General features: G+C 73.8%; 19 protein-coding genes. 8 read left to right on the top strand and 11 right to left on the bottom strand.

Features of this window, described 5'->3' with window-relative positions; genetic code table 11:
• Position 1: 1 nt before the first annotated feature.
• Positions 2 to 1,465: a type VII secretion protein EccB gene (eccB, locus tag STBA_RS07620; RefSeq protein ID WP_077058517.1), complete on the bottom strand. Its 1,464-nt coding sequence runs from the start codon at positions 1,463 to 1,465 to the stop codon at positions 2 to 4.
• 184 nt (positions 1,466 to 1,649) lie between these two features.
• Here eccB and eccE point away from each other — a divergent pair, with 184 nt between their 5' ends.
• The 4 genes from eccE (at position 1,650) to STBA_RS07640 (ending at position 4,314) form a co-directional block, all read left to right on the top strand.
• Complete coding sequence (gene eccE, locus STBA_RS07625) at positions 1,650 to 2,840, top strand: type VII secretion protein EccE (RefSeq protein WP_077058518.1); 1,191 nt, start codon at positions 1,650 to 1,652, stop codon at positions 2,838 to 2,840.
• Positions 2,840 to 3,523 (top strand): hypothetical protein, encoded by a 684-nt coding sequence (locus tag STBA_RS07630; RefSeq protein ID WP_077058519.1) that lies wholly within the window; start codon positions 2,840 to 2,842, stop codon positions 3,521 to 3,523. The genes eccE and STBA_RS07630 overlap by 1 nt, the downstream gene beginning before the upstream one ends.
• Before the next feature lie 118 nt (positions 3,524 to 3,641).
• Positions 3,642 to 3,917: a hypothetical protein gene (locus STBA_RS07635; RefSeq protein WP_253194577.1), complete on the top strand. Its 276-nt coding sequence runs from the start codon at positions 3,642 to 3,644 to the stop codon at positions 3,915 to 3,917.
• Between the two features lie 103 nt (positions 3,918 to 4,020).
• Positions 4,021 to 4,314 carry a DUF397 domain-containing protein gene (locus STBA_RS07640; protein ID WP_077058520.1) on the top strand — a complete coding sequence of 98 codons (294 nt, stop codon included), beginning with the start codon at positions 4,021 to 4,023 and terminating at the stop codon, positions 4,312 to 4,314.
• A 69-nt stretch (positions 4,315 to 4,383) separates the two neighbouring features.
• Here STBA_RS07640 and STBA_RS07645 read toward each other — a convergent pair whose 3' ends face one another.
• Positions 4,384 to 5,082 carry a class I SAM-dependent methyltransferase gene (locus STBA_RS07645; RefSeq protein WP_077058521.1) on the bottom strand — a complete coding sequence of 233 codons (699 nt, stop codon included), beginning with the start codon at positions 5,080 to 5,082 and terminating at the stop codon, positions 4,384 to 4,386.
• A gap of 280 nt (positions 5,083 to 5,362) precedes the next feature.
• On the opposite strand from STBA_RS07645, the gene STBA_RS07650 reads away from it, so the two are divergent.
• Positions 5,363 to 7,948 (top strand): SCO5717 family growth-regulating ATPase, encoded by a 2,586-nt coding sequence (locus STBA_RS07650; protein ID WP_077058522.1) that lies wholly within the window; start codon positions 5,363 to 5,365, stop codon positions 7,946 to 7,948.
• 52 nt (positions 7,949 to 8,000) lie between these two features.
• Here STBA_RS07650 and STBA_RS07655 read toward each other — a convergent pair whose 3' ends face one another.
• The 8 genes from STBA_RS07655 to rimP form a co-directional block, all read right to left on the bottom strand.
• Positions 8,001 to 8,945 carry a bifunctional riboflavin kinase/FAD synthetase gene (locus STBA_RS07655; RefSeq protein ID WP_077058523.1) on the bottom strand — a complete coding sequence of 315 codons (945 nt, stop codon included), beginning with the start codon at positions 8,943 to 8,945 and terminating at the stop codon, positions 8,001 to 8,003.
• Positions 8,946 to 9,041: 96 nt separating this feature from the next.
• Positions 9,042 to 9,935 (bottom strand): tRNA pseudouridine(55) synthase TruB, encoded by an 894-nt coding sequence (truB, locus tag STBA_RS07660; protein WP_077058524.1) that lies wholly within the window; start codon positions 9,933 to 9,935, stop codon positions 9,042 to 9,044.
• Positions 9,936 to 9,942: 7 nt separating this feature from the next.
• Entirely contained in the window at positions 9,943 to 10,398 is a 456-nt protein-coding gene (gene rbfA / locus STBA_RS07665) for a 30S ribosome-binding factor RbfA (RefSeq protein ID WP_077058525.1), read from the bottom strand.
• A gap of 47 nt (positions 10,399 to 10,445) precedes the next feature.
• On the bottom strand, positions 10,446 to 10,742 hold the full coding sequence (locus STBA_RS07670; protein WP_077058526.1) for a DUF503 domain-containing protein: 297 nt from the start codon (positions 10,740 to 10,742) through the stop codon (positions 10,446 to 10,448).
• Positions 10,743 to 10,817: 75 nt separating this feature from the next.
• Positions 10,818 to 13,916 carry a translation initiation factor IF-2 gene (infB, locus tag STBA_RS07675; protein WP_077058527.1) on the bottom strand — a complete coding sequence of 1,033 codons (3,099 nt, stop codon included), beginning with the start codon at positions 13,914 to 13,916 and terminating at the stop codon, positions 10,818 to 10,820.
• Positions 13,917 to 14,081: 165 nt separating this feature from the next.
• On the bottom strand, positions 14,082 to 14,360 hold the full coding sequence (locus STBA_RS07680; protein ID WP_077058528.1) for a YlxR family protein: 279 nt from the start codon (positions 14,358 to 14,360) through the stop codon (positions 14,082 to 14,084).
• 105 nt (positions 14,361 to 14,465) lie between these two features.
• Entirely contained in the window at positions 14,466 to 15,470 is a 1,005-nt protein-coding gene (nusA, locus tag STBA_RS07685) for a transcription termination factor NusA (protein WP_077058529.1), read from the bottom strand.
• A gap of 2 nt (positions 15,471 to 15,472) precedes the next feature.
• A complete protein-coding gene (gene rimP, locus STBA_RS07690) occupies positions 15,473 to 15,979 on the bottom strand; it encodes a ribosome maturation factor RimP (RefSeq protein WP_077058530.1) in 507 nt (168 codons plus the stop codon).
• A gap of 282 nt (positions 15,980 to 16,261) precedes the next feature.
• On the opposite strand from rimP, the gene STBA_RS07695 reads away from it, so the two are divergent.
• Genes STBA_RS07695 through STBA_RS07705 form a run of 3 tightly spaced genes read left to right on the top strand, consistent with a single transcriptional unit; the run spans position 16,262 to position 18,098 of the window.
• Positions 16,262 to 16,753 (top strand): hypothetical protein, encoded by a 492-nt coding sequence (locus STBA_RS07695; protein ID WP_171987866.1) that lies wholly within the window; start codon positions 16,262 to 16,264, stop codon positions 16,751 to 16,753.
• Entirely contained in the window at positions 16,750 to 17,190 is a 441-nt protein-coding gene (locus STBA_RS07700) for a ferritin-like domain-containing protein (protein WP_077058532.1), read from the top strand. Before STBA_RS07695 ends, STBA_RS07700 begins: the two co-directional genes overlap by 4 nt.
• A 5-nt stretch (positions 17,191 to 17,195) precedes the next feature.
• Positions 17,196 to 18,098 carry an aminoglycoside phosphotransferase family protein gene (locus STBA_RS07705; RefSeq protein ID WP_077063169.1) on the top strand — a complete coding sequence of 301 codons (903 nt, stop codon included), beginning with the start codon at positions 17,196 to 17,198 and terminating at the stop codon, positions 18,096 to 18,098.
• A 31-nt stretch (positions 18,099 to 18,129) separates the two neighbouring features.
• On the opposite strand, the gene STBA_RS07710 is transcribed toward STBA_RS07705, so the two are convergent.
• Positions 18,130 to 19,836, bottom strand: coding sequence for a proline--tRNA ligase (locus tag STBA_RS07710; RefSeq protein WP_077058533.1), 1,707 nt, complete (start codon positions 19,834 to 19,836; stop codon positions 18,130 to 18,132).
• Between the last annotated feature and the right edge of the window lie 39 nt (positions 19,837 to 19,875).

Consider the following 19,875-nt stretch of genomic DNA (forward strand, 5'->3'; position numbering starts at 1 on the left):
GTCAGGACCCCTGCGGCTGCTGGGCGTTGCGGGTGTCCAGCCGCGGGCCGGTCGGCAGGAACTCCGACCAGACCGCGGGCACCGGCACCGGCGTGATGTCCCCGTAGCCGAGGCGGAGATGGGCCTGGTCGGGCTCCCCTTCGCCGGGGGCGGTCGCCTGCACGGGGTAGCGCAGACCGGTGTCGGTGACCAGGAACACGCCTCCGGCCTCGGCCTGTTCGCCCTGTACCTGGCGGTAGAGCAGCCCGGAGCCCGGTGTGACGTACGCGTTGGCGGAGCCGGAGGCGATGGTGGCCGGATAGGAGGTGCCGGCCCAGGTGGCCACCTCGGTGCTGCCGTCCTCGCCGTCGACGCCGAGGAGGACGGAGCAGAGCGCGGTGCGGTCGCCTCCGTTGACCTGCTGCGGAACGCCGTCGGGCCAGGCGCGTTCGAGGCGTTCGTCGGCGGGGGCCGGGGTGAAGTGCTGCGCGCCAAGTTCCATGGCGCGGTTGTTCTGGTGGAGGATCTCGGTGTCCGGGTGGTTGAGCGTGAGGTGGGCGGTGAAGTCGGAGACGGGGACGACCGCGCCCGGCAGGACGACGTAGTGCTGCATGCTCCCGCCGGCCGGGGCCACGAGCACCGTCCCGACGGCATCGGCCTCCGGGGCCAGCCCCGGGACCTGGGCGGGGGCGCCGGCGGGGGCCGGGAGTTCGGGGAAGGCGAGGGGATCGCCCTCGCCGAACGTTGCGAGCCACTCGTCGGTGACGGGCTGCGCGTCGCCGCGGGTGAGGAGCCGCAGGAGCGTGTCGCGGGCTTCGGGGTCGGGCTCGCCGACGGGGTACTTGGTGCCGGTGCCGTCGATCAGGTACTCGGTGCCGTCCTCGCCCCGGACGTACAGGGCGTCGCGGCCGGCCAGTCGTTCGTCGCCCCCGACGCGGGCGGTGTCCCGTTCGGCCAGGACGAACGACGCCTGCTGCACGGCGGAGCCGCCGCCCGGCTGCTGGCAGACCGCCCAGCGCTTGGCGTCGGACACCTCGTCGGCGGCCGGGAGGCGGTCGGGGGCGTAGGGGATGCCGAGGGTGGGGCCGCGCGGGATCGTTCCGCTGTCCAGCTCGTCCTCGTCGACGTTCACGATGCTGAGGTCGTCGGTGTCCTCGAGCAGCAGACGCGCGGAGGACAGGTTCAGCACCGGGTGCAGCTGGGCGCGACCGTCCGTCTCCAGCACGACGTAACGTGTGGTGGAGTCGCTGCCGATGATCACGTTGCGGCCCGGCTCGTCCCAGTTCTCGGGGACGGACGGCCGGAACATGCCCCAGGCGCCGAACCCCGCGAGGATCAGCGCGCCGACGACCGCCCCCGGCAGGACGGCGCGCAGCGGGCGTGGCGCGCCCTCCTCGGTCACGCTGGGCGCAGGCTGGAGGAACGCCGAGACGGTTCGCCGTTTGGCGAACGTGTAGGCGTTGAGTTCGTCCTTGCGCGATGCCATGGGCGACCGCTCCCTCCCCCTGCCGGTAACCGGACGTCAGACCGACGTCCTACTATGCCGGGTGACGCTTTGATTACCGTCGGGAGGGGGCGTGATGAGGGGGGACTCTGCGACGCGGGGGTCAGAGGGCCCCGGCCGGGGTGTGGTGCCGCGCGCTTTGTCGGGGCCGGGTGGGACGTTCCCGATGGGGCCGCTGCTGTGCGTGCAGGCCGTCGGCGCGCTGCTGTGGGGCGGCTGGGCCGCGGAGAGCCCGCTCGTCGCCGCGCTGTCCGTGGTGCCGGCCGTGCTGCTCGGGCTGACCGTGGTGGCCTGGCGGCGTGGCGAGCCGTTGCCCCGGTGGATCGGGTCCGCGCTGGCTCTGCGGCGGCAGCGGCAGGAGGTGGCGCGGGCGCCCGAGCCCGGCACCGACCCGCTGCTCGCGCTGGCCGCGGAGTGCCGTCCCGGGCTGCGCAGTTACCCGTTCATGGCGCGCGGCGGGCGGGACGGCAGGGAGCGACGGGAGGTGGGCATGGCCGGGGACGGCGGCACACTGACCGCGGTGCTGCGGGTGGAGGCGGCGCTCGCGCCGCTCCAGCCGGGCCGTGCGGCCCGCCCGTTGCCGCTGTCGCTGCTGTACGACGCGCTGGACACCGACGGCATACGGCTGGACGCGGTCCAGGCGGTGCAGTACACGCAGCCCGCGCCCGCGCCGGTGCTGCCGGACCGGTCGGTGGCGGGGACGAGTTACGCGCTGCTGCAGGGCCAGGGGGATGCGCCCGCACTGCGCCTCACGTGGGTGGCGCTGCGGCTGGACCCGGAGCTGTGCCCGGATGCGGTCGCCGAGCGCGGTGGCGGACTCGTGGGCGTGCAGCGCTGTTTGACGCGCGCCGCGGACCAGCTGGCGAGCAGGCTGACCGGGGCGGGTTTCCGTGCGTCGGTGCTGACGGAGGCGGAGTTGTTGTCCGCGGTCGCCGCGTGCACGAGCTCCAATCCTGCGGCGACGGCGCTGATGGGCCAGGGCGACGGGCCCCGGCCGCGGCGGACGGCGGAGGGACAGCGGGTGTGGCGGTGCGACGACCGCTGGCACACGACGTTCCAGGTGGCGCGCTGGCCGGTGCTCGGCCCGGGGGCGATGCCGCTGCCCGGGCTGGTGGCGCTGCTGACGTCGCTGCCCGCGTTCGCCACCACGTTCGCGCTGACGCTGCGCGGCCAGGGGCGGGAGTCCGCGCTGCTCAACGGGCATGTGCGCATCACCGGGCGCGCGGAGGGCGAGGTGCACGCGGCGGGCCGTCAGCTGCTGCGGGCGGCGCGCGGTGCGCGCGTGGTGCTGTCGCGGATGGACCGGCAGCAGCTGCCGGGTCTCCAGGCCACGCTGCCGCTGGGCGGGATGCGCTGATGGGCCGGTCGGGGCACGTACTCGCGGCGGCGGACCTGTCGGCCCTGTCGCTGCCGGTCGGGGACGACGGGATCATCGTCGGCGTGGACAGCAGATCGCAGCCCGCGGTACTCGGCATCCACCATCCGGTGCCGTACGACGTCGTACTGATCGGCGGGCTGTGGACGGCGCACGTGCTGGCGCTCCGCGCCGTCGCGACCGGCGCGCGCGTGGTGGTGGAGACGGGGCGCCCGCAGCTGTGGACGCGCCTGGCACAGGCGGCGAACGGCGGCCTGGAGTGCATGACGCTGCACGAGGTGGGCCGGGTCCCGCCGGTGGGTGCGACGCTCGGCAGCCCGGTGCTCGTCGTACGGGACTGCGGGACGCGGCCGCCACGCAGCCGGGTCGCGTCGGCGCCCTGGCAGCCGGTGCTGACGCTGCTGCCCTATCTGAGCCCGGCAACGCACCGGCTGGTGGAGCGTGCCTCGCTGGTGGGGGTGCAGCGCGTCTCGCCTGAGGAGGCGCGGGTGGTCGGCCGGATACTGGCGCTGCCGGAGGTGCAGGCGGAGGCGTTGCCGACGCTCGCGGAGAACGCGACGCTGTGGTGCACCCGTTCGTCGCGGCGGCTGGTGCGGCTGCTGCCGACGGACAGCGAGACGGGGCTGCTCGGCAGTCCCAGCCGGCTCGATCAGGGCGCCGAGTGAGGACGGCCCGAGGCGGCGGGCGAGGGGAAGAAGTGGGGAGAAGGGGAGCACATCGGGTGCGGGAGGGGCAGACGGCGGGCGCGGGGTCGGCGATGGTGTGAACGCTTATGCTGCTCTGGTGACTTCACCACAGCAGGGGCTCACTCCCCGCCAGGCCAGGCGGCTGCGCATGGCCATCGCCGGGTGCGCGATGACGGCGATGGCGGTCGTGCTCGTGATACAGCTGGGCGACGGCTCGTCCCTGCGGTCCATAGGTCTGTACGGGGCGGCGTTCATCCTGTCCGGCGCGGTGATCGAGATGAGCCGGCGCGGCAGGACGCGGCTGGGCATGGCGGTGCTCGGCGCCGGCTTCGTACTCCTCCTCGGCGCCGACTGGTGGCTGCGCAACCACTGAGCCACCGCCTCCCTCCAGTACCCGTGTCAGTGCGCTGCGTTACGATCGCGGTCTGGCATGCGTTGTGCTTTTGCTGTTCCGCCGACCGAAGGGATCACGGCTGATGGCCGCCACCGAGACTCCGGACGAGATCGCCGCGCGGAAGGAGCGCGAGAAGAATGAGCTGTATGCGCTCGACATTTCGGGCGTGGAGTGGCTGAGCGCGCCCGGCGGGCCCGAGGACGAGAAGGTGGAGATCGCCTACCTCCCCGGCGGCGGCGTGGGCATGCGCAATTCCAAGGACCCCGGCACGGTGCTGCGGTTCACCGCCGCCGAGTGGGAGGCGTTCGTCCTGGGGGCGCGGGACGGCGAGTTCGACATCGACGAGCAGGGCCGCCTGCCGTCCCAGCCGTCGTAGCCGCCCGGCGCCGGATGCCGGGTGCCGGGCGGCACTTTACGGAGCGGAGCTTTGCGGGGGCGACCCGGGTCAGCGCTTGACGCAGGTGTAGGTGCCGAACAGCCGTGCCTCGTAGGCGACGTGCACGATGTCGAAGCCGGCCGCGTCGAGCATGGGTTCCAGCAGCCAGCGGTAGGTGCTGTGTTCGGTTCTGATGTGCTCCGCGTAGTCTTCGGCGGTGTAGCCTGCGGACGGGTCCGTGGCGGCGCCCGCCATCCAGGCCGAGAAGACGGCCGGCGCCTCGGAGGGCGCGAAGTCGTAGATCAGGTCGCGCAGGCGCAGGACGCCGCCGGGCCGGAGCACCGCCGCGATCCGTTCCAGCGCCATGGTCTTCCAGAGGTCCGGCAGTTGGTGCAGCGCGTGCCGGGTGTGGACGGCGTCCACGGGCGGCCCGTCGTGGTCGTAGCTGAGGAAGCCCGCCCGCGCGGTCTCGACCTGGGCCAGGCCCGCCTCGGCGACGCGCTCCTCGATCACCCGCAGCATCGCCGGGGAGACGTCCACCGCAATGACCCGCCGGAACGCGTCGGCGGCGGCGAGCGCGAAGCGGCCCGTGCCCGCCCCGAGATCAACGACGGTCGCGTCCGCACCCACGCCTCGCTCGCGGAGGGCGTCGATGTCATCCGCAGGGTCCGGATAGCCCTGCTTGCGGTCGAACCCGGCAACGAAGGCGGGGTCGAGGTGTTCCGGGCCGGCATGGAGCAGTTCGTCGGGCATCCACGGTTCAGACATGCCCCGCACCCTGCCACGCGGCCCGCACGAGCGCCCGGCATTTTCCCGCGGGCCGTGGCGGCGTTTTGCCCCGCTTTGCGGGATGGCCTTGCGCGGGCCGGACGGGGAGGGCTAGGGCGAGTTCGCGGGGGGCGTTTAGGGTGAGGGTTGGCGCGTGAATAGTGCCGTGGCAACGACCTGTATCCGTGTCGAGGGAACCGCCCGGGGGATCGGGCCCGTCATCCGCACAGCGGCCTCAAAAGGTGCGGATCAGGTAGCAGGACCAGCAGCGGGAGGCGTCGTGAGCAGCGATCGGGACAAAGTTCGCACCGCGGAGGAAATCTCCGCCGACGAGCACCCCGATGCCGAACTCCAGGAGGAGGAGTCGGAGAGCACCGGGCAGTTCACCATCGACTACACGCCGCCCGCCTGGTATTCCGGTGGCGGCGGCTCCGCCGCGGATCAGCAGCCGCCTGCCGTGCCGCCGCGCGACACACCGCGGGCCGAGCCGGGGGACGCCGCCCCCGGCGACGTGGTGAGCGGGGACACCATGCAGATCTCGACCTCGGCCATGCGCAGGGCTTCGGCCGAGCCGGCGCCCGCGGAGGGCACGGCGACACCGCCCCCGGACCCGCGTACTCCCGCGGCACCGGCCGCGTCGGCCGCGCCGCCGCCGGGTGGACTGCCGCCGCTGCCGCCGGACTTCCGGGTCGACCCGCCCACGCCGCCAGCACCGCCCGGGTTCCCGCCGCCGCCCACCGGGCAGGAGCCGGCCGACGCCGCGCCGCCTGCCACGCCCGCGGCCGCGCCCGCCGGCGAATCGCCGGCCGACGGGGAGGGCGCCGAGCCGCTGGGGCCCGACTACACGTTCGCGCCGCCGCGGAGCGAGCCGGAGGAAGAGCCGCAGGACGAGGAACGCGGAAGTGTGCAGGTGGAGTTCGCCCGCACCTCCCCGGAGCCCGAGCCGGAGCTCGACGAGGACAACGGGGCGGATGGCCCCAGGGACTCCGTAGCGCCCCGGGAGGACGACGCCCGGACGCCATCGGGTCCGCCTCCCCCGCCGCTCGGACTCGGCCTGCCGCCGGTGCCGGGCGCCGCGCAGACATCGCCGCCCGCGCCGGCGCCGCAGGCTCAGCCGGCGGCGCCGGCTCCCGCGCCGCCCCCCGCACCCGCACCCGCGGTGCAGGAGCCGATGGCTGCCCACCCCGACCCGCGCGCGGCGGGGCAGTCGCCGTTCACCCCGCCGCAGGCCCAGCCGCAACAGCCCCCGGCACCACAGCGGCAACAGCAGCCGCATCCGCAGCAGTTCGGGCAACCGCCCGCACCGCCGCAGCCGTTCGTCCCGCAGCAGCCGCAGCAGCAGCAACAGCCGTTCGGGCAACCGCCCGCGCCCGCTGCGGGACCGCCGGCGGTACCGCACCAGCCCCAGCCGTTCACCCCGCCACAGGCCCAGCCGCAACAACCCCCGGCACCGCACCAGCAACAGCAGCCGCAGCAGTTCGGGCAACCGCCCGCACCGCCGCACCAGCAGCAGCAACAGCACAACCCCGCCCTTCCGGCCCCCTTCGTCCGGCCTCAGCAACCCCAGCCCCAGCAGCCGCAACCCCAGCAACCGCAGCAGCCGCAGCAACAGCCGCAGGGCCCGCCCGGAGCCGGCTGGCCGGACCAGCAGCAGTACGCGGCGCAGATGCAGCCGGGGGCCCTGGGATACACGGCCTCCGTCGAGCTGTCCTCGGACCGGCTGCTCCAGGACAAGCGGCGCAACAAGGCGCGTTCGCAGCCGGTCAGCAAGCCCGCGGGCCGGTTCCGGATCGGCAGCAAGGCCGCCGAGCAGGAGCGGCAGCGCAAGCTCGACATCATCCGCACGCCGGTGCTCTCCTGCTACCGCATCGCGGTCATCAGCCTGAAGGGCGGCGTGGGCAAGACGACCACGACCACCGCCCTGGGCGCGACGCTCGCGAGCGAGCGGCAGGACAAGGTCATCGCGATCGACGCCAACCCGGACGCGGGCACCCTCGGCCGCCGGGTGCGCCGCGAGACGGGGGCCACCATCCGCGACCTGGTGGGGGCGATTCCCTACCTGAGCAGCTACATGGACCTCCGCCGGTTCACCTCGCAGGCGCCGTCGGGTCTGGAGATCCTGGCGAACGACGTCGACCCGGCGATCTCCACCACGTTCAACGACGAGGACTACCGCCGCGTCATCGATATCCTCGGGCAGCAGTACCCGATCATCCTCACCGACTCGGGCACCGGACTGCTGTACAGCGCGATGCGCGGCGTGCTCGACCTGGCACACCAGCTGATCATCGTCTCCACGCCCTCGGTGGACGGCGCGAGCAGCGCGAGCACCACCCTGGACTGGCTGGCGGCGCACGGGTACGGCAGCCTCGTGCAGCGCAGCATCACCGTGATCTCCGGAGTGAGGGAGACCGGGAAGCTGGTCAAGGTCGAGGACATCGTGGCCCACTTCAAGACCCGCTGCCGCGGTGTCGTGGTCGCGCCGTTCGACGAACATCTCGCTGCCGGTGCCGAGTTGGACCTCGACATGATGCGGCCGCGCACGCGGCAGGCGTACTTCGACCTCGCCGCGCTCATCGCGGAGGACTTCGTCCGGGTACAGCAGGAGCAGGGCCTGTGGACGCAGGACGGCGGCATGCCGCCGCACATGGCACCGCCCCTGCCCGGCCAGGGCCAGCCCCAGGGCTACGGCTACCCGCAGCAGACTCCCCCGCAGCAGGGCTACGGCTACCCGCAACAACAGCAACAGCAACAGCAACAGCCGGCACCGCCGCCACAGCAGCAGCAGCAACCACAGCAGCCACCGTACGGGTACCCGCAGCAGCCGGGCCCGTGGCAGCCGCCACAGCCGCCGCAGCGCGGCTGAGCCGTTCGCACTGACGCGTGTGCGCCGGGGCCCGGGCCCCGGCGCACACGCGTCAGTCTGCGCGCGTCCGTTCGCGCACCCTGCGGATGTCGTCCTTCATCTGGTCGAGCAGCCCGTCCAGCGAGTCGAACGCCTGCTGTCCCCGCACGAACGAGTGGAATTCGACGGCGACCCACTGGTCGTACAGATCCAGGTCGGTGCGGTCGAGCGCGTACGCCTCGACGGTCCGCCGCGTGCCGTGGAAGTGCGGGTTGGTGCCCACGGAGACGGCAGCCGGCATCCGTTCCCCCTCCGCGATCAGCCAGCCCGCGTACACGCCGTCGGCCGGAACGGCGGAGTGCGGCACGGTGTCGAGGTTGGCCGTGGGGATGCCGAGCTCGCGCCCGCGGCGGGCGCCGTGCACCACGACGCCCTCGACGCGGTGCGGGCGGCCGAGCGCCTCGGCGGCACCGGCCACATCGCCCTCGGCGATCAGCCGCCGCACGAGCGAGGAGGAGAACGGCTCACCGCGACCGGCCTCGCCGCGCTCGATCAGGTCGATCACCAGCACCTCGAAGCCGTAGCTGCCGCCCAGCTCGGCGAGCGTGGCGACGGTGCCCGCGGCGCGGTGCCCGAAGCGGAAGTTCGGTCCCTCCACCACGGCCTGCGCATGCAGCTTCTCCACCAGCACCTTGACCACGAACTCGGCTGCCGGCAGCTGGGAGAACTCTTTGGTGAACGGCAGCACCAGCACCGCGTCCACGCCCAGCGCCGCCATCAGGTCCGCGCGCCGCGGGTGCGGCGCCAGGAGCGGCGGGTGGCTGCCCGGGCGGGTGACCTCCTTGGGGTGCGGGTCGAAGGTGACCACGACGGCGGGCAGGCCCAGCTCCCTGGCGTGTGCCACCGCGCGGCCGATGATCAGCTGGTGCCCGCGGTGCACCCCGTCGTACGAACCGATGGTGACGACGCTGCGTCCCCAGTCCTCGGGGATGTCCGCCATGTCACGCCAGCGCTGCACCGTTCGCTCCTCGCCGTGTTTTTCTGTGGAACCGTCCGCTGTGGGTCTGCCGGTCCAAGGTACCGGGCGCCGCGGCCCCCCGGCCGGGTGGCCGGGTCAGCCGAAGACCGCGAGGCTCCTCGACCGTTCGCCGGCCGCCTCGATGAGCGCGATGAAGCGGTCCTCGGGGCCGAAGACGGCGACCGGCCCCGCGGGGAGCGCCGGCGTGGTGATGCGCGCGCCGTTGCCCAGCAGGGCCGCCTGCCTTTCGTCGACGTCCCAGCGCGGGAACGCCGCGGCGGCCGCCTCGCCGAGCGGCAGGACCGTGAGGGTTTCCCGCAGTTCCTCCAGGGGGTGCGCCACGGCCAGCTCGTACGGTCCGACGCGGGTGCGGCGCAGCGCGGTCAGATGGCCGCCGGTGCCGAGGGCCGCGCCCAGGTCGCGGGCGAGCGCGCGGATGTAGGTGCCGGAGGAGCAGACCACGGTGACGTCCACGTCGAGCACGGGCGTGCCGTCGTCGGCGTGCCGCTCACGCGTCTCGCGCACGGTGAAGGACCGGACGGTGACCGGGCGGGCCGGGATCTCCACGTCCTCCCCCGCGCGCACCCGGTGGTAGGAACGTTTGCCGTCGATCTTGACGGCGCTGACCTTGGCCGGGACCTGCATGATGTCGCCGGTCAGCCGCGCCACTTCGGCGTCCAGGGCGGTGCGGGGCACATCGCGGGCACCCGACCCGCCGGTGATCTCGCCCTCGGCGTCGTCGGTGACCGTCGTCCGGCCGAGGCGGATCGTGCCCTCGTACTCCTTTTCGGTGAGGGCGAGGTGTCCGAGCAGCCGGGTCGCCCGCCCGATGCCGACGACGAGCACGCCGGTGGCCATCGGGTCGAGGGTCCCGGCGTGCCCGACGCGACGGGTGCGGGCGATGCCGCGCAGGACGGCGACGACGTCGTGCGAGGTGAAACCGGCGGGCTTGTCGACCACGACGAGCCCGTCCGCTGCGGTACGGCTCATCGGCCGGTCAGTCCTCGTCCCCGGCCGGGTCGTCGTCCCGGTCGCTCTCCTTGACGTACGGGTCGGCGCCCGCGGCGTATTCGGCGCCCGCCGATGCCTGCCTGACCTGCTCGTCGCGCTCGCGGACGCGGCTGAACAGGTCGTCCAGATTGCGGGTGGTCTCCGGCAGCGCGTCCGGAACGAACTCAAGGCTCGGGGTGTGCTTCACGCCCGCGGCGGCGCCGACCGCGGACCGCAGCACGCCCTTGGCGCTGCGCAGCCCGGCGGCGACCTCCTCGCGGTCGGCCTCGTCGCCGTACACCGTGTAGAAGACGGTGGCCTCCCGCAGGTCGCCGGTGACCCTGGTGTCGGTGATGGTGACCCTCGTGCCCAGTCTGGGGTCCTTGATGTCCCGGTGCAGCTTCTCGGCGACCACCTCGCGGATGAGGTCGGCCAGCCTCTTGGCCCGCGCCTTGTCGGCCACTGGTCCATCTCCTTGCTCACGTGCTCGCTCACTGGCGCGCAGCGGTGCTATTCGTCGTGATCACCGTGGAGCTGCCGCCGGACGGACAGCAGTTCCACCTCGGGGCGGGCGGCCATCCACCGCTCGCATCGGTCGAGAACGTCGGTAAGGTGCGCCACGTCCCCGGAGACCACGGCCAGCCCGATTTCGGCCCGGCGGTACAGGTCCTGATCGCCCACCTCGGCCGCGCTGACCGCATAGGAACGACGCAGTTCCGCCACGATCGGCCGTACCACGGAGCGCTTCTGCTTGAGCGAGTGAACGTCGCCGAGCAGCAGGTCAAAGGACATCGTCCCGGTATACATGCTGATGATCGTAACGGGAACGGCCGGGGCCGATCGACGGAGTTTCCTCCGGCCGACCGGCCCCGGCCGGCTGCGTCACGCGCGCGGCTTCTCCCGCATCTCGTACGTCGCGATGACGTCGTCGATCTTGATGTCGTTGAAGTTTCCGAGGTTGATACCGCCCTCGAAGCCTTCCCTGATCTCGGTGACGTCGTCCTTGAAGCGGCGCAGACCCTCGATGTTGAGGTTCTCCGCGATGACCTTGCCGTCGCGCACCAGGCGGGCCTTGGTGTTCCGCCTGACCTCGCCCGAACGGATGAGGACACCCGCGATGTTGCCGAGCTTGGACGAGCGGAAGACCTCGCGGATCTCCGCGGTGCCCAGCTCGACCTCCTCGAACTCCGGCTTCAGCAGGCCCTTCAGAGCCGCCTCGATCTCCTCGATCGCCTGGTAGATGACCGAGTAGTACCGGACGTCCACACCCTCGCGCTCGGCCGCCTGCGTGGCACGCCCCTCGGCGCGCACGTTGAAGCCGATGACGATGGCGTCGGAGCCGGCCGCCAGGTCGATGTCGGTCTCGGTGACCGCACCGACGCCGCGGTGCAGCACCCGCAGATCGACACCCTCGCCGACGTCGAGCTGGAGCAGCGAGGACTCCAGGGCCTCGACCGAACCGGATGCGTCGCCCTTGAGGATGAGGTTGAGCTGCTGGATCTCGCCCGCCTTGAGCACCTTGTCCAGGTCCTCCAGGGAGACCCTGCGGGTGCGCTTGGCGAACGCCGCGTTCCGCTCGCGGGCGGCGCGCTTCTCGGCGATCTGCCGCGCGGTGCGGTCCTCGCCGACCACCAGGAAGTTGTCCCCGGCGCCCGGCACGTTGGTCAGACCCTGCACCAGAACCGGCGTCGATGGGCCCGCCTCGCCGAGGTTCCGCCCGGTGTCGTCGAGCATCGCCCGCACGCGGCCGTGGGCGTCGCCCACCACCATCGTGTCGCCGACCCGCAGCGTGCCGCGCTGGACCAGCACGGTGGCCACGGCGCCGCGCCCGCGGTCGAGGTGGGCCTCGATCGCGATGCCCTGCGCGTCCTGGCTCGGGTTGGCCCGCAGGTCGAGCGCCGCGTCGGCGGTCAGGACGACCGCCTCGAGCAGGCCCTCGATGTTGGTGCCCTGCCGGGCGGAGATGTCGACGAACATCGTGTCGCCGCCGTACTCCTCCGCCACCAGGCCGAACTCGGTGAGCTGACCGCGCACCTTCGCCGGGTCGGCACCCTCGACGTCGATCTTGTTGACCGCGACGACGATCGGCACCTCGGCCGCCTTGGCGTGGTTCAGCGCCTCGATCGTCTGCGGCATCACGCCGTCGTTGGCCGCGACCACCAGGATCGCGATGTCCGTCGACTTGGCACCGCGGGCCCGCATGGCGGTGAACGCCTCGTGGCCCGGGGTGTCGATGAACGTGATCGCGCGGTCCTCACCGTTGACATCGATCGACACCTGGTAGGCGCCGATGTGCTGGGTGATACCGCCGGCCTCGCCCTCGATGACGTTTGTCTTGCGGATCGCGTCCAGCAGGCGGGTCTTGCCGTGGTCGACGTGACCCATGACGGTGACCACCGGCGGCCGGGAGACCAGGGCCTCCTCGCCGCCCTCGTCCTCGCCGAACTCGATGTCGAAGGACTCGAGAAGCTCGCGGTCCTCCTCCTCCGGGCTGACGATCTGGACGGTGTAGTTCATCTCGTCGCCGAGCAGGTTGAGCGTCTCGTCGGAGACCGACTGGGTCGCGGTGACCATCTCGCCCAGGTTGAACATCACCTGGACCAGGGACGCCGGGTTGGCGTTGATCTTCTCCGCGAAGTCGGTGAGCGAGGCGCCGCGGGAGAGCCGGATGGTCTCGCCCTTGCCGCGCGGCAGCATCACACCGCCGATGGACGGGGCCTGCATGGCCTCGTACTCCTGGCGACGCTGCCGCTTCGACTTACGGCCACGCCGCGCCGGACCGCCGGGACGGCCGAAGGCGCCCTGCGTGCCGCCACGGCCGCCGGGACCACCGGGACGGCCACCGCCGCCGGGGCCGCCGCCGAAGCCGGGGCGCCCGCCGAAACCGCCGCCACCGGGCCGCGTGCCCGTGCCGGGGCGCCCGCCGCCGAAGCCGCCGCCACCACCGCCACCACCGGGACGCGGGCCGCCACGGCCGCTGAAGCCGCCGCCACCACCGCCGCCGCCGGGACGGCTGCCGGGGCCGCCACCGGGCCGGCCGCCGGGGCCACCGCCGCCGGGGCCGCCACCGGGTCGACCGCCGGCCGAGGGCCGCTGCGGCATCATGCCCGGGTTCGGCCGGTTGCCACCGGGGCCGGGACGGGGGCCGGCGGGGCCACCCTGCGGACGCGGCATGTTGCCCGGGGTGGCGCGACCGCCACCGGGAGCCTGGGGCCGCGGCCCCGGACGGTCACCGCCGCCGGGACGCGGGCCAGGACGGTCCTGGCCGCCGGAACGCGGACCCGGGCCCGGCCGCGGCGCCTGCTGGGGCCTGGCCATGCCGGTGGAACCGCTGGTCGTGAACGGGTTGTTGCCGGGACGCGGACCCGCGGGCCTGCCGCCCGGCTTCGGGCCGCCCGGCTTGGAGCCCTGCCGGTCGCCGCCGCCCGGCCGCGGCGCATTGCCGCCGCCGCCCGGACGAGGCGAGGCGGGGCGGGCACCCGGCTTGGGACCCTGCCGGTCGCCGCCGCCGCCCGGCCGCGGCGCATTGCCGGGGCGGGGCGGGGCCGCCTCGCCGCCTGTCGCCGGCGGCGCGGTGAACTCGGGCGCCGCCGGGCCGGGCTTGGCCGCCGCCGGCTTGGGTCCTGGGCGCGGGGCGTTGCCCGGCTTCGGCGCCGTCGGCGCCGTCGGCGCCGTTGGTGCGGCCGGCGCTGCCGGCGCGGCCGGTGCCGTCGGTGCGCCCGGCTTGGGGCCGGGGCGCGGGGTCATGCCGCCAGGCTTCGGGGCACCCGGCTTCGGCGCGGGGCCACCCGGCCTGGGGGACCTGCGCCCGCCGTTGCCGTTGCCCGCGCTGAAGGCATCTGTCAGTTTTCGGACTACTGGCGCCTCGATCGTCGAGGACGCCGAACGGACGAATTCACCAAGCTCTTGGAGCTTGGCCATGACGACCTTGCTCTCGACTCCAAGCTCCTTGGCGAGCTCGTATACCCGGACCTTAGCCACTTCGCTCCTTTAACGGTCCGGGGTCGGTCGTCCGCCGGACCTTTGCTACTTCACGGGCGTACTCATCGCGTACTCATCGAGTGCTCATCGCAATCTCGACCTACTTCCGACTCGCGAGGTACCTCATCGTGCGGACGCTCCGCACACTGCTTTCCTGACTCTTTCCTACGGTGCCGTCTGGCCGACCACCCGCCGCAGCTCTCCGACATCGAGCGGCCCCTGGACCCGCAGGGCCCTGGGAAACGCGCGACGGCGGACCGCCAGCTCGAGACAGACCGTCGTGGGATGCACATAGGCACCCCGACCGGGCAGCGTACCGCGAAGATCGGGGACACAGCGACCCTCGATCACCACCACACGCAGCAGACCGTCTCTGGCCGAGCGCTGCCGGCAACCCACGCATGTGCGCTCCGGGCAGCAGGAAGCGCGCGTCCGGCCAGACACTGAAGATTCTACCTCCCCGTGCGCCCGGCCCCGCCGGGCGGGGCCACGCAGACAATCAGGTGAACGTCACGGCGGCCACCGGCATTCCCGGCGGCGCCGCCCGGCTCACTCCGCCACCTGCTCGCTTTGCTCGGTGTCCGGGCGGATGTCGATGCGCCAGCCGGTCAGCCGGGCGGCGAGCCGCGCGTTCTGGCCTTCCTTGCCGATCGCGAGCGACAGCTGGTAGTCGGGCACCGTCACCCGTGCCGACCGCGCCACCTGGTCCACCACGTCGACCCGGGTGACCCGGGCGGGGGACAGCGCATTGGCCACCAGCTCGGCCGGATCGTCCGACCAGTCCACGATGTCGATCTTCTCGCCGTGCAGCTCCGCCATCACGCTGCGCACCCGGCCGCCCATCGGGCCGATGCAGGCACCCTTCGCGTTCAGCCCGGAACGCAGCGAGCGCACGGCGATCTTGGTGCGGTGCCCGGCCTCCCTCGCGATGGCCGCGATTTCCACCGAGCCGTCCGCGATTTCCGGGACCTCAAGCTCGAACAGCTTCTTCACAAGATTGGGATGGGTGCGCGACAGCGTCACCGAAGGACCGCGAGCCCCCTTCACCACGCGCACCACGTAGGAGCGCAGCCGGGCGCCGTGCGGATAGTCCTCCCCCGGCACCTGCTCCTGCGGCGGCAGGATGGCTTCCAGCTTGCCGATGTCGACCAGCACGCTCTTGGGGTCCCGGCCCTGCTGCACGATGCCGGCCACCACGTCGCCCTCGCGCCCGGCGTACTCGCCGAACGTCACGTCCTCCTCGGCGTCCCGCAGCCGCTGGAGGATGACCTGCTTCGCGGTGGTGGCGGCGATCCGCCCGAAGCCCTGCGGGGTGTCGTCGAACTCCCGCGGCTCCGCGTCCTCTTCCGCGTCGGACAGGTCGGCGGCATCCTCCCTGGCCCACACGGTCACGTGCCCCGACTTGCGGTCGAGCACCACCCGGGCCTGCCGCCTGCTGCCCTCGGTGCGGTGGTACGCGATCAGGAGTGCCGACTCGATGGCCTCCACGAGCACGTCGAAGGAGATCTCCTTCTCCCGCACGAGCCCCTGCAGGGCCTTCATGTCGATGTCCACGGCTACGCCTCCTTCTGGCTCTGGTCACCAGCCGGCCTACGGCTGAACTCGAGCTCCACCCGGGCCCCGGCGATGTCGGTGAACTCCACCCGGCGTGCCTGGGCCTTGCGGCCCTTCTCCCCCGGCACTTCGAGATCAAGCCCCGCCTCGTCCACCGCCGTGATCCTCGCGGTCACGTCGCCGCCCTGGTGCAGCCGCAGCCGCACCAGGCGGCCGACGGCGCGGCGGTAGTGCCGCGGCTCGGTGAGGGGCCGCTCGGCGCCCGGCGAAGTCACTTCGAGAACGTAGGGGGCGCCGCCCATGACGTCGCTGCCATCCAGCTCGGCGGAGACCTCGCGGCTCAGCTCGGCGCAGGCGTCGAGGCCGACGCCGCCATCCCTGTCCACCACGACCTGGAGCACCCGCCGCCGCCCCGCGGGGGTCACGCGCACGTCTTCCAGGTCCATCCCGCGGGCATCCGCCAGCGGCTCCAGGAGCTCCCGCAGCCTGTCGATCTGGGTCGTGCTCATCCGGGTGACTCCTCGGCCGCGTGTGCTGTTGTGGGATGGCGCGTCTCGGGCGCTCTCGCCCAACAGCCTATCGCCTGAGGAACGGTACGCCGACCGGCGGGACGGGCCGCCCTGGCACGCCGCGGAGGAGGGGCGGCGCCGGAATAGGCGCAGCGCACCGGTACGCTCACGGGGCGGTGATCTCTCCGGCCCCGCCCCGCCGCATCCCGGCGCGGCCGACGCGGTGAGCCGCCGCCTGCCCAACGGTCCATTCCAAGAGTCGGGGAAGCCATGTCCGCTGGCATGTCCTCTGGCGTCTCCACCGGCGTGCCCCGGCGCGCCCTGCTGGTGAGCTGCCTCCTGGCCGGTGCCCTCACCGGGTGCACCTCCTCGGGCGGCGCCGGGGCCGGCGGCCGGGCCGCCGCCGCCGGCGCGGCCGGCCTGCGCCGCCGGGCCGCGCGCGCCAGTACGGGCCTGCTGGCCCGGTACGACGCCACCGCCGCCGCCCATCCCGCGCTCGCCGGGCCCCTCACGCCCTTCCGCGACATCGTCGCCGCGCACCTGTCGGCGCTCACCGAGGCGGACGCCGGCGGCGCGGGTCCCGAGGGCGCGGCCCCCGAGGTGCCGGGCGAGGCGTCCCGCGCGGTCTCGGAGCTGGCCACCGCGGAGCGGCAGGCGGCCGACGAGCGCATGGGCGCGCTGGCCGAAGCACCACCGGAACTGGCCCGGCTGCTGGCCGCCCTGGCCGCCGCGGGGGCCGTTTCGGCCCATCTGCTGAACGAGGTCCGCGCATGAGCGAGAACACCGGGGAGCTGGACGCCACACAGGCGGCGCTGGCCGCGGAGCACGCCGCCGTTTACGGCTACGGCGTGGTCGGCGGCCGGATCGGCGAGGACCGTGGTACGGAGGCGCGCGAGGCGCACGCGGCCCACCGTTCGCGCCGCGACCAGCTGTACCGCGCCGTCCGCGACCTGGGGGGCGCCCCGGTGGCCGCCGCCGCGGGCTACGCGCTCCCGTTCGAGGTGACCGACAGCACCGGCGCCGTCGAACTGGCCGTGGAGCTGGAGACGCGGCTGGCCGGCGCCTATGCGGACCTCGTGCTCGCGACCACGGGCGAGGCGAGGAAGGCCGCCGCGGCGGCGCTGCGCGAGGCGGCCGTCCGGGCCGCCCGCTGGCGGGGCCACGGGGAGCCGTTCCCCGGGCTCGCCGAGTACGCGGACGGGGGGCGGTGAGCGCGGTGGCGGCGATTGTCTCCCCGACTCCCCCGCAGCGCCTCGCGCTGGCGCGGGAGGCCGACGCGGCCGACTGGCTGGCCGGTTTGCCCGCGCTCGTCGACACGATGCTCGCCCGCTGGGAGTTGACGGCGGAGCGGGTCGCCGAGCCGGGCGGCAGGACGAGTATGACGGTGCTGGTGCGGTGCGCCGACGGCGAGCGGGCGGCGCTGAAGCTGTGCGCGCCCGGAACGTCCGCGGTCCTGGAGGAGGCGGCGCTGCGCCGCTGGGACGGGCTCGGCGCGGTTCGGGTGCTGCGGTCGCTGCCGGAGGCGGGGGCGCTGCTTCTGGAACGGTTGCACGGCGAGACGTCGCTGCGGTCGCTGCCCGAGGCGAAGGCGATGCTGGAGGCCGTGTCCGCGGTGCGGCGCCTGTGGGTGGACCCGGGCCCTGGGGACGTGTTCCCCTCGGTGGCCGAGCGGACCGGGCACGCGGTGCCCGCGCTACGGGCGGCCGTCGCCGGGGAGGCCGGGCCGCTGGCGGAAGAGGCGCTGCGGCTGCGGGCGGAGCTGGTGGCCGATGCGCGCGAACGCCTGCTGCTGCACGGCGACTTCCGGCAGGGCGCCGTGCTGGCGTCGGACGCCGGGCGTTCGCCGTGGCTGGCGGTCGGCCCCGAGCCCGTGACCGGCGAACGGGCCTACGACCTGGCCCGGCTGGTCCGCGACCGGCTGCACGATCTGGTGGCCTCGCCCGGCGCGGCCGCCGTGACGCGGCGCCGGGTGAAGCGGCTGGCCGATTCGGTCGAGGTGGACCCGGAGCGGCTGCGCGGCTGGACGCTGTTCCGCGCCGTCGAGTCGGGGGTGCGGAATCTGGCGGCGGGCCGGCGCACCGAGGGCGAGCTGCTGCTCGAATGCGCCGGCTGGCTGTAGCCCCCTGCGGGCAGGCCCCGCGACGGGCGGGTCAGGCGCCCGTGAGGCGGGCGACGGCCTCGTCCGCCGGCAGCTCCTCGCGCTCCCCGGTGCGCCGGTCCTTCAGCTCCACGCGTCCGTCCCCGGCCGCGCGGCCGACGATCAGGATGGTGGGCACGCCGATCAGCTCCGCGTCGGCGAACTTGACCCCGGGCGACACCCCGGCCCTGTCGTCCACGAGGACGCGGACGCCCGCGGCGCCGAGCCGTTCGGCCAGGTCGCGGGCCAGCTCGGTCTGAACGGCCTTGCCCGCGGCGACGACGTGGACGTCGGCGGGGGCGACCTCCTTCGGCCAGCACAGGCCCTGGCCGTCGGCGGTCTGCTCGGCGAGGGCGGCCACCGCGCGGGAGACCCCGATGCCGTAGGAGCCCATGGTGACGCGGACCGGCTTGCCCTCGCGGCCGAGGACGTCGAGGGAGAAGGCGTCGGCGTACTTGCGGCCGAGCTGGAAGATGTGGCCGATCTCGATGCCCCGTTCGAGGCGCAGACCCGCGCCGCAGGACGGGCAGGGGTCGCCGGGCTCGACCTCGACGACGTCCAGGTAGCGGTCCACCTCGAAGTCCCGGCCGCAGACCACGTTCCGCGCGTGGGTGTCGGCCTTGTTGGCGCCGGTGACCCAGGCGGTGCCGGGCGCGACTCTGGGGTCGGCCAGGTAGGGGAACGCCTTCCCCGCCAGGTCCTGCGGGCCGATGTAGCCGCGGACGAGGTCGGGGCGGCCGGTGAAGTCGTCGGCGGTGACGACCTCGACGACGGCGGGCGCGAGGTGCTCGGCGAGCTTGCCGAGGTCGACCTCGCGGTCTCCGGGCACGCCCACGGCGGTGATCTCGCCGTCCACCTTGACCAGCAGGTTCTTCAGGGTGGCGGAGGCCGGGACGCCGAGGTGGGCGGCGAGCGTCTCGATGGTCGGGGTGCCGGGGGTGTCCAGCTCCTCGGCCGGCGGGTGCGCGGCCGGGTCGCCGGCGGGCACGGTCACGGTGACGGCCTCGGAGTTGGCCGCGTAGCCGCAGGCGGGGCACGAGGCGAAGGTGTCCTCGCCCGCGGCGGCCGGGGCGAGGAACTCCTCGGAGGCGGAGCCGCCCATGGCACCGGAGACGGCGGAGACGACCCGGTAGTCGAGGCCGAGCCGTTCGAAGATCTTGATGTACGCCTCGCGGTGCAGCCGGTAGGCGCCTGCGAGCCCTTCGTCGTCGGTGTCGAAGGAGTACGAGTCCTTCATCTGGAACTCGCGGCCCCGCAGGATGCCCGACCTCGGCCTGGCCTCGTCGCGGTACTTGGTCTGGATCTGGTACAGGATGACGGGCAGGTCCTTGTAGGACGTGGCCTGGTCCCTGACCAGCTGCGTGAAGATTTCCTCGTGCGTGGGCCCGAGCAGGTAGTCGCCGCCCTTGCGGTCGCGCAGGCGGAACAGCAGGTCGCCGTACTCCTCGTAGCGGCCGGACACCTCGTACGGCTCCCTGGGCAGCAGCGCAGGCAGCAGGACCTCCTGGCCGCCGATGGCGTCCATCTCCTCGCGAACGATGCGCGCCACATTGTCCAGGACCCGTTTACCGAGCGGCAGCCAGCTCCAGATGCCGGCGGCGGAACGGCGCACGTATCCGGCGCGGACCAGCAGCCGGTGGCTGAGGGTCTCGGCGTCGGCGGGGGCCTCGCGCAGCGTCTTGAGCAGGGAGGCGGACAGGTACTGGACTCGGGCTGGCATGGCCGGAGCCTAACGGTGCGGGGCCGCCGGGCGCCAAAC

This window comes from Streptomyces sp. MP131-18 (assembly GCF_001984575.1).
Classification (GTDB): domain Bacteria; phylum Actinomycetota; class Actinomycetes; order Streptomycetales; family Streptomycetaceae; genus Streptomyces; species Streptomyces johnsoniae.

What these genes read in the sequence shown, in the direction of transcription:
- STBA_RS07645 (WP_077058521.1), bottom strand. Translation starts at nt 5,082, where the DNA reads ATGTCTGAACCGTGGATGCCCGACGAACTGCTCCATGCCGGCCCGGAA.
- STBA_RS07630 (WP_077058519.1), top strand. Translation starts at nt 2,840, where the DNA reads ATGGGCCGGTCGGGGCACGTACTCGCGGCGGCGGACCTGTCGGCCCTG.
- STBA_RS07640 (WP_077058520.1), top strand. Translation starts at nt 4,021, where the DNA reads ATGGCCGCCACCGAGACTCCGGACGAGATCGCCGCGCGGAAGGAGCGC.
- STBA_RS07695 (WP_171987866.1), top strand. Translation starts at nt 16,262, where the DNA reads ATGTCCTCTGGCGTCTCCACCGGCGTGCCCCGGCGCGCCCTGCTGGTG.
- STBA_RS07670 (WP_077058526.1), bottom strand. Translation starts at nt 10,742, where the DNA reads ATGTATACCGGGACGATGTCCTTTGACCTGCTGCTCGGCGACGTTCAC.
- STBA_RS07710 (WP_077058533.1), bottom strand. Translation starts at nt 19,836, where the DNA reads ATGCCAGCCCGAGTCCAGTACCTGTCCGCCTCCCTGCTCAAGACGCTG.
- eccB (WP_077058517.1), bottom strand. Translation starts at nt 1,465, where the DNA reads ATGGCATCGCGCAAGGACGAACTCAACGCCTACACGTTCGCCAAACGG.
- rimP (WP_077058530.1), bottom strand. Translation starts at nt 15,979, where the DNA reads ATGAGCACGACCCAGATCGACAGGCTGCGGGAGCTCCTGGAGCCGCTG.
- eccE (WP_077058518.1), top strand. Translation starts at nt 1,650, where the DNA reads ATGGGGCCGCTGCTGTGCGTGCAGGCCGTCGGCGCGCTGCTGTGGGGC.
- STBA_RS07700 (WP_077058532.1), top strand. Translation starts at nt 16,750, where the DNA reads ATGAGCGAGAACACCGGGGAGCTGGACGCCACACAGGCGGCGCTGGCC.
- truB (WP_077058524.1), bottom strand. Translation starts at nt 9,935, where the DNA reads ATGAGCCGTACCGCAGCGGACGGGCTCGTCGTGGTCGACAAGCCCGCC.